Source organism: Sphingomonas yantingensis (genome assembly GCF_014199325.1).
Lineage (GTDB): Bacteria > Pseudomonadota > Alphaproteobacteria > Sphingomonadales > Sphingomonadaceae > Sphingomonas > Sphingomonas yantingensis.
Window position 1 is genome coordinate 556457 of sequence record NZ_JACIJJ010000003.1, and the last position, 8044, is coordinate 564500.

9 protein-coding genes and 1 tRNA gene are annotated in these 8044 nt (G+C 66.1%); 6 read left to right on the forward strand and 4 right to left on the reverse strand.

Annotated features, from left to right (window positions below):
• The first annotated feature begins 27 nt into the window (after window positions 1-27).
• From FHR19_RS12590 to FHR19_RS12610, 5 genes are all read left to right on the forward strand, one after another.
• A complete protein-coding gene (locus FHR19_RS12590) occupies window positions 28-921 on the forward strand; it encodes an AraC family transcriptional regulator (RefSeq protein ID WP_246359484.1) in 894 nt (297 codons plus the stop codon).
• A gap of 108 nt (window positions 922-1029) precedes the next feature.
• Window positions 1030-1977, forward strand: coding sequence for an oxidoreductase (locus FHR19_RS12595; RefSeq protein ID WP_184028885.1), 948 nt, complete (start codon window positions 1030-1032; stop codon window positions 1975-1977).
• A gap of 21 nt (window positions 1978-1998) precedes the next feature.
• Entirely contained in the window at window positions 1999-2193 is a 195-nt protein-coding gene (locus tag FHR19_RS12600) for a hypothetical protein (RefSeq protein WP_184028887.1), read from the forward strand.
• A gap of 53 nt (window positions 2194-2246) precedes the next feature.
• On the forward strand, window positions 2247-3440 hold the full coding sequence (locus FHR19_RS12605; protein WP_221228506.1) for an MFS transporter: 1194 nt from the start codon (window positions 2247-2249) through the stop codon (window positions 3438-3440).
• A 62-nt stretch (window positions 3441-3502) separates the two neighbouring features.
• Window positions 3503-4261 (forward strand): SDR family NAD(P)-dependent oxidoreductase, encoded by a 759-nt coding sequence (locus FHR19_RS12610; protein ID WP_184028891.1) that lies wholly within the window; start codon window positions 3503-3505, stop codon window positions 4259-4261.
• A 291-nt stretch (window positions 4262-4552) separates the two neighbouring features.
• Here the strand turns inward: FHR19_RS12610 and FHR19_RS12615 are convergent, their stop codons facing one another.
• Window positions 4553-4765 carry a hypothetical protein gene (locus FHR19_RS12615; RefSeq protein ID WP_246359485.1) on the reverse strand — a complete coding sequence of 71 codons (213 nt, stop codon included), beginning with the start codon at window positions 4763-4765 and terminating at the stop codon, window positions 4553-4555.
• Between the two features lie 142 nt (window positions 4766-4907).
• Entirely contained in the window at window positions 4908-6080 is a 1173-nt protein-coding gene (locus FHR19_RS12620) for an MFS transporter (protein WP_184028893.1), read from the reverse strand.
• Window positions 6081-6158: 78 nt separating this feature from the next.
• On the opposite strand from FHR19_RS12620, the gene FHR19_RS12625 reads away from it, so the two are divergent.
• Entirely contained in the window at window positions 6159-7046 is an 888-nt protein-coding gene (locus FHR19_RS12625) for a LysR substrate-binding domain-containing protein (RefSeq protein WP_184028895.1), read from the forward strand.
• A gap of 121 nt (window positions 7047-7167) precedes the next feature.
• On the opposite strand, the gene FHR19_RS12630 is transcribed toward FHR19_RS12625, so the two are convergent.
• Together FHR19_RS12630 and FHR19_RS12635 are read right to left on the reverse strand one after the other, a co-directional pair.
• The gene (locus FHR19_RS12630; protein WP_184028897.1) at window positions 7168-7377 is read right to left on the reverse strand and encodes a DUF3892 domain-containing protein; all 210 of its coding nucleotides are present in this window, start codon (window positions 7375-7377) and stop codon (window positions 7168-7170) included.
• Between the two features lie 572 nt (window positions 7378-7949).
• Window positions 7950-8026: transfer RNA gene (locus tag FHR19_RS12635), tRNA-Met, on the reverse strand.
• Window positions 8027-8044 lie beyond the last annotated feature (18 nt).

Genomic DNA, 8044 nt, shown 5'->3' on the forward strand with positions numbered 1-8044 from the left:
GACCGGCGTGCCACGCCCCCTGCGTTGATGACCGCGGCGATGGAACTGGTCGACGCGCGCGGCGGTGGCCAGGGTCGGTTCGAGACCGGCATGCCGGGCGTCTATCTCGTCCGATCGTTCCAGACGTTCATCCCGGTACCGAACATGTACCGCCCGTCGCTGTGCGTCGTGTTCAAGGGCGAGAAGGAGATTCTGTTCGGCGAGACGACGCTGAACTACCGCGAGATGGAATGCCTCGTGGTGAGCGTCGAAGTTCCGGCGATCGGGCGGATGGTCGACGCCTCGCCGGAGCGTCCGTATCTTGGCCTCACCATCGAGTTCGATACCGCGATCCTGCGCGACGTACTCCAGCAGCTTTCCGACCCGCCCGTCCCCAATTCGAAGCTCAGCGCCTGTGTCTTCGTCGGTCGGGTGGACGAGCCGCTCGCCGACTGCCTCACGCGCCTCGTGCGGCTGATGAGCAATTCCGCGGCAATCCCCGTCCTGTTCCCCGCGATCATGCGCGAGCTCTATTACTGGCTGCTCAACGGCCCTTACGGCGGCGAGCTTGCGAAGCTGGCGGTCCCCGAAACCCATGCAGAGCGGGTGGCGCGCGCGATCAATCATATCCGCGACCATTTCAGCCAGCCGCTGCGCGTCGAACAGCTTGCCGATGTCGCGGGCATGAGCCCGTCCTCGTTCCATACGCACTTCAAGGCGATGACGTCGATGACGCCGGTTCAGTACCAAAAGCAGCTCAGGCTGCTGGAAGCGCGGCGGCTGATGCTGTCGGATGCGGCGAACGTTTCGGAAGCCGCCTATCAGGTGGGCTATGAAAGCGCGTCGCAATTCAGCCGTGAATATACCCGGTCCTTCGGCACCGCGCCCAAGCGCGACGTCCTGAACTTCCGCGCGTTGATGGCACAGGCGGTCCCGCGCTGATTGCGTAGGATCGGGCAAGTAAGTTGCCGCTTCCGGCATGGTGTTCCAGCCCGCCGCCCGTAGCTTCGTCGCATCAGCCGAAAGGCGCTTCGATGATGGAGAACGAGCATGGCGCGCTGGACCACAGCCGATATCCCCGACCTTTCCGGCCGCGTGGCGGTCGTCACCGGCACGGGCGGGATCGGGCTCGAAACGTCGGTCGCGCTTGCGGCGGCGGGGGCGACGACGATCGTCGCGGGCCGCAACCCGATGAAGGGGGCAGCGGCGGTGGACCGCATCCTCAGGGCGGTCGCCGGCGCGAAAGTCGGCTTCGAGCAACTGGACCTCGCCGACCTAGAGTCGGTCGCTGAGGGTGCTGCGAACCTGCGCGCCCGCCTCGGTCGGCTCGACATTCTCGTCAACAACGCCGCCGTGATGGTGCCGCCGATCCGCCACCTGACGACGGACGGCTTCGAGCTTCAGTTCGCGACCAATTATCTCGGGCATTTCGCGCTGACGGCGCAATTGCTGCCCCTCCTGGCAACGACGACGGGATCGCGCGTCGTCTCGTTATCGAGCGTCGCGGCGCCCCGGGGCACCATCGGGTTCGACGACCTGCAATTTGCAAAGGCGTACCAGGCGGCGCGTGCCTATGCGCAGTCGAAGCTGGCCTGTCTGATGTTCGCATTCGAGCTGCAACGGCGCAGCGACGCATCGGGCTGGGGCATTTCCAGTATCGCCGCGCATCCCGGCATTTCGCGAACCGATCTGATCCACAACGGCGCTGGCCCGCGCAGCCTCGAGGGACGGGTACGGTCACTGATGCCGTTCCTGTTCCAGCCGGCGGCGCAGGGCGCGCTCCCCAGCCTGTTCGCGGCGACCGCGCCGGATGCGCAGCCGGGTGCCTATTACGGTCCCGACGGACTTGGCGAATTGCGCGGCCATCCGACGCTGGCAAAGGTGCCCCCGCAGGCGCTCGACGAAGCGGCGGCCGCCCGGCTTTGGGATGCTTCCGAGCGCCTGTCCCGAACCTCCTTCGCGCACGATCCGGCACGACCGCAGTCTGCGGCCGCCTGAAACGACCGGGGAGCACGATCGATGTCGATGATCACCACTGCGTTCATGCTGCTGGCGTCCCAGCGCGTGCAAAGCCTGTCTGTGCGAGCGGATGCGCCGCATGGGGTTTCGCGATCCGATACGAACCGCCACGATGACGCGACCGGGCTGATGCGTCGCCCGTGTCCAACGGCGATGCCGGATCACGGGGGCGCTCCCGATCGCGGCGCGACATGACCGAGGCTGGTTCGCCATCGCCCCTCGCGGGCCGGAGGGCGGCAGGATTGCTCGTGGTTCTGTTCCTGGTCAGTGCCTTTGCACAGATCGATCGGATTCTCCCGTTCATCCTTGCCGAAGCGATCAAGGCGGAACTGGGGCTCAGCGATACCCTGATCGGGCTTCTGACCGGCCTTGCTTTCGCCTTCTGCTACGTACTGCTTTCACTGCCGATGGCGCGGCTGTCCGATCGCGGTTCTCCGCGGATCGTCCTGGTTGGCTGTATGCTGGTCTGGAGCGCGATGACGGCCCTTGGCGGGGCGGCGACCGGATTTGTGACACTGGCGGCGACGCGTCTCGGCGTGGCAATCGGCGAAGCGGGCGCGGTACCGTCCAGTCATGCGATCATCGCCCGGCGGATCGGCCCCGAACGGCGCGGGTTCGCGATCGGCATCTTCTCGATGGGCATCCCCGTGGGAACGATGTTGGGCTTCGGGCTTGGCGGGTGGATCGCCGAGACCTCCGGCTGGCGCACGGCGCTCACCGCGGCTGGCGGTGCCGGCATATTGATCGGCATCGCGACCTATTTCGCGACCGGGGCGACGCCGCCCATCCCGCGTCCTGTGGAAGCCGCCTCGTTCCGCCGCGAAAGCGCGGGTCTGGTTGCCGATCCCCCTTTTCGCGCTCTGCTTGTGCTTGCTGTCTGCATCGGCTTCGCGGCGCCGCCATTCTACGCCTTCGCAGCGCCGTTCCTGATCCGGGCCCACGATTTCAGCACGGCGCAGGCGGGGCTGGTGTTCGGATTGTCGCAAGGCGTCCTCGGCGCGGTCGGGACGGTGCTCGGGGGAAGGCGCTTCGACCGCGTGGCTCGAACGCCAGGCTCATCGCTGTTCCGGGCTCCGATGCTCGCGTTTGTCGTGGCCGGCCTCGCGCTGGCCGGCGCGCTGGTCGTGGGACAGCCATGGTTGGCGTTGGTCCTGATGATGCCGGCGATGTTCGCCTTCGCCTTCACGCTGCCCTTCGCCTTTGGTGCCGCGCATCGGATCGCCGGCCCCGGCAGGGAGGCGATCGCCTCTAGCCTGGCGATGATCGCGTCGGGGCTGATCGGGCCGACGCTTGGCCCGCTTCTGGTCGGCGCCGCCAGTGACGCGGCGGCCGGCATGGGAGCGGCGAACGGTCTCGCCTACGGCCTGATGCTGGTACCCTTGGCGTGCGCCGCCACGGTCGCCGCCTTTCGCCGCGCGGATCGCGCGCTCGATCCTGACTGACCGTCAAAACCGAACTGTCGTCGCGATCAGCGACAGCCCGATCATACATTTGGAGAATTGCCATGCGGAATGCCCCTGTCGCCCTCGTCACGGGCGCGAACCGAGGGATCGGTTTCGAGATCGCGAAAGGCCTGGTGGCCGCAGGATACGCCGTCTTGATCGGTGCGCGCAGCGCCGAGCGGGCAACGGAGGCGGCGGCCTTGCTGGGCGAGCAAGCGCGCGGGCTGCACCTCGACGTGACCGACCCGGAATCGATTGCCGCTTCCGCGAACCATATTCGGGCGGATTTCGGTCGGCTCGACGTTCTCGTTCAGAACGCTGCCATTGCGGCCGCGGCAGGTAGGTCGTTCGCCAACGGAGAGGCTCTCGCCGCTGCCCATCGTCCAAGCGTCGTTTCGCTCGCCGAGATGCGCGAGGTCTGGGACACCAACGTCTTCGGCGTTCTTGCCGTCTATCAGGCCATGGTACCGATCCTGAAAGACACCCCGGGTTCGCGGATCGTGAATGTCTCCAGCGGTATGGGCTCGCTCACCTTGGCATCAGACAAGAGCCAACCGGTAAGGCAGTTTTTCGACGCCGCCTATTCGGGGTCGAAGACTGCACTGAACGCATTGACGGTGGCGATGGCCATCGAACTCGAGCCCTTTGGCATCAAGGTGAACGCGGTTTCCCCCGGTCACACGAGGACCAGGCTTACAGGATTTTCCGGCACCGATACACCGGCGCAAGGCGCTGAAGAGGCCATCAGGCTGGCGTTGACCGAGGCTGATGGGCCCACCGGCGGGTTCACGCACGCTCTGATGGGGACACTCCCCTGGTAAGCAAGAAACTCTTCGAACTGCCGCTTCGAAAGCGTGTCAGAGCGCCTGAAGGGGCGCTCGCTTTGTCATCCTCGGCGTTCAACAGCGGGATGCTCCGGTCCGACGAGCGGGAATGGAGGAGGCCATTATCATGCCCGCTTATCTCACATGTTCGGCAACTGTGGGCTAGCAAAGCTACCGATAGGCAGGTTCGACCCATAATCGGTCATTCGCGCCATCCTCGTCGTCTCCCGCTTTCAGACGTTCATTCATGATCGACGCGGGGGGTCGCGCGGTCAGCATCAGCGCGCGTCAAACGGTCGTCAGCAGTCCCGAAAACGATGGTGAAACGGGAAAAGGCGCGTTCGCCGTGGGCACGGCATGCAGGGTGCGGCCCGAGAGCGGCCGATAATAAAGCTTGCTGCCATCGGGGCTTAGCGCGATGGCGTCGCTGGCGATGGCGATGGCGACGGGCGTCGCAGGCCCGCTAGCCGGGCGGTTCATCAGCACCTCGCCGTCGACCATCGGCGTAAAGCCCGGCTCCGGATTGGTCGTCGCATGGCCGGACAGGCGGCGGCTCGCCCGCGCGATGCCATGATTGCTTCCCTTCGATTTTGATCCTCTGCCGTTGCCAGCGCGGCCCCGGCAGAGGTGACGGGCAGCGCCCTTAGGTCGGCACCGCCGATATGCGACCGCGCGCGGTGAGCAGGGCGATACCGATCGCGGCGAGCGGAAAGAGCGCGGCGGCCCAGGTAATCGCACCTAGGCCGAATGCCGACAGGGCGATGCCGCCCACCCAGGCGCCGATCGCATTGCCAAGATTGAAGGCCGCGATATTGACGCTCGAGGCGAGGCTTTCACCCGCACCACTGGCGTTCGACATCACCCACATCTGCAAGGGCGCGACCGTCGCGAAGGCAGCAAAGCCCAGCGCCGCGACCGCGACCAGCGCACCCGCCTTGCTGCCGAGGAGGGGCGCCATCAGCACCAGCACCACGAGCAGTCCGGCAAGGCTCGCGAACACCGTCGGCACCAGCGCCCGATCGGCCATCCTGCCGCCAACCAGGTTGCCTAGGACCAGCCCGCCGCCGAACAGCAGCAGGATCGGCGAGATCGCCGCGGCGGCAAAGCCGCTCCGCTCCATCAGCAACGGCGCGATATAGGTGAACACCGCGAAGACGCTCGCATAGCCGAGCACGGTGGTAGCAAGGCCGAGCAGCACCGGACGCCGGCCGAGAACGCGCAGATCGCGGCGCCAGTCGGTTGCCTCCGGCGCCTCGCGATCCCTTGGCACTGCCAGTGCGATCACGGCGAACGCGACGATGCCAATCGCTGCCACCGCCCAGAAGGTCGCGCGCCAGCCAGCCTGCTGGCCGAGCCACGTGCCCATCGGCACGCCCAGAATGTTGGCGACGGTCAGGCCGGTGAACATGATTGCGATCGCCGACGCCTTGCGCTCGGGTGGGACCAGCCGCGTTGCGACGACGGAGCCGACGCCAAAGAACGTGCCATGCGCCAGCGCCGCGATCACGCGCGCCGCCATCAACAGGCCGTAGCTGGGGGCGAGCGCGCAGGCCGCGTTGCCGAGGACGAAGATCGCCATCAGCGCCAGCAGCACCTGCTTGCGCGGCCAGCGCGCGGTCGCGACCGTAAGGAGCGGCGCACCGACGACGACGCCGAGCGCATAGCCCGAGATCAGGAGCCCGGCGGCGCTTGTCGAGACGCGCAGGTCGGCTCCGACATCGAGCAGCAACCCCATGATGACGAATTCGGTGACGCCGATGCCGAAGGCACCGGCCGTGAGCGCCAGAAGCGCGAGCGGAGGGCGGGAATGTGTCATGCCGGACAGTGTGGCATCCCCGGCACTGATGAATTAGACCCACGCAGGGAACATCATCTGTGAACCAAGGGAACAACCATGGCAAAGGAGCCGAACCGTGCGGCCGAGATGGCGGTCTTCGTGCGAGTGGTGGAGGCGGGCGACTTTTCCGGCGCGGCGCGAGCCCTGAGCCTCAGCCCGTCGGCGGTCAGCAAGCTAATCTCGCGGCTAGAGGCGCGGCTCGGAACGCGGCTGCTGCGCCGTTCGACCCGGCGGCTGGCGCTGACGTCCGAGGGCGAGGCCTTTCACGCCCGCGCGGCCGGCATCCTCGCCGAGATCGATGCCGCGGAGCGCGAGGCAGGTGGCGCGCGACTACCCGCCGGGCGCGTCCGCATCGCTAGCAGCGCCTCCTATGTGACGCATGTCCTCGCGCCACTGCTGCCCCGGTTCCTCGCGGACTATCCCGACATCGACCTCGACATCGTCCAGAGCGACGCGATCAGCGACTTAGTGGCCGACCGCGCCGATCTCGCCATCAGGGCAGGACCGCTGGAGAGTTCGGGGCTGATCGCCCGGTCGCTGGGCGAGACATCGCTGATCGTCGTCGCCTCCCCCGACTGGATCGAGCGCCATGGTGTGCCTGAGACACCGGCCGATCTCGCCCGCAACGACCGGCTCGGCTTTTCCTACCCCCGCGCGGCCGGCGCGTGGCTCAGCCCCACGGGCGGCGCAGACAGTCGCGTGCGGGTGAACGATGGCGAGGGCATCCGCCACTTGGCGCTGGCGGGCGTGGCCCCGGCAAGGCTCGCGGCGTTCACGATCCGCGACGACCTCGCAAGCGGCAGGCTGGTGCGTCTGCCGCCGCTGGACACCCCCCCTCCCCGCGAGGCGTTCCACGCCATCTATGTCGGGCGATCGGACACGTTGCCGCGACGGGTGCAGGTGCTGCTCGATGCGCTGACGATCCACGGCGTGGTTAGGGACTAAGGTGGTTTAAATGAGCGATCTTGATCCAATTGCGGACATTCGAAGCATCCTGTGGGCAACCTAGGACCGGACACTCGTTCATGTTACTTACGAGCGCAAACGGAGAACTCGTACCGGGATGCTAATCCCGGTTTACGTTGTCTTTTTTGGAGCCGTCCGGGTTGTCGCGAGCATACTCCCGCCCGTTTACTTGGATCACGTGCTTACCTGGGTGCTCTCCGCGCTTAATCTCCGCGACGACGTTGCGCCGTGGGACGTTCTTCCGATTTCCCACGTCATAATGTTCGTTGCGACCGTTCGGACCGTCGTTCCTGCCCTTGATACTCGCCATTTGCGCCTCCTATGCTGATCAGATGGGGAGGGGTGAATTCAATTGCGATATGCCGGGGTTGCTGGGACTCAGCCTATCTACTCACATGACCTTAGCAGAACCCCATGCGCCGGCTGCAGTCGTCCATTCAGCAGGCCGGGAGGCTCGCGGTATGTTAACCCGACAGCCTACAGCTATGTTCAGCACATGAGGGTCAGCTGGATCTTTTCGCTGTCCCCGTATTTCTCCAGCATGCCCTTGTATGTTCTCGTAAATACCCGCTTCAGGCAGGCGACTAGAGGCGGCGCTCTTGCTTGAGCCGCGGGTCGAGCAACGAACCATCCCACACGCAGCGGAACTGTCGGATCTATTCGCGGCTCGGGCCGCCCGTCTGACTGAGACGCTGAACGAGGAGGCGGTCCGCGGCGAGGCTGCGGAGATCCTCTCCCGCCTGATCGAGAGCGTCACAATCTATCCGGCCGAGGACGGTTCTGCGGAGGCCGAGGTTGTGGCTAAGATCGAAGACCTGGTGGCGTTTGCCACGAACGCGAACAGCCCCTCTCGCGGTAGCGAGAGGGGCTGTTCTATGGCGGTGGTTGCGGGGACAGGATTTGAACCTGTGACCTTCAGGTTATGAGCCTGACGAGCTACCGGGCTGCTCCACCCCGCGCCGAGGTGATAGGGCTGC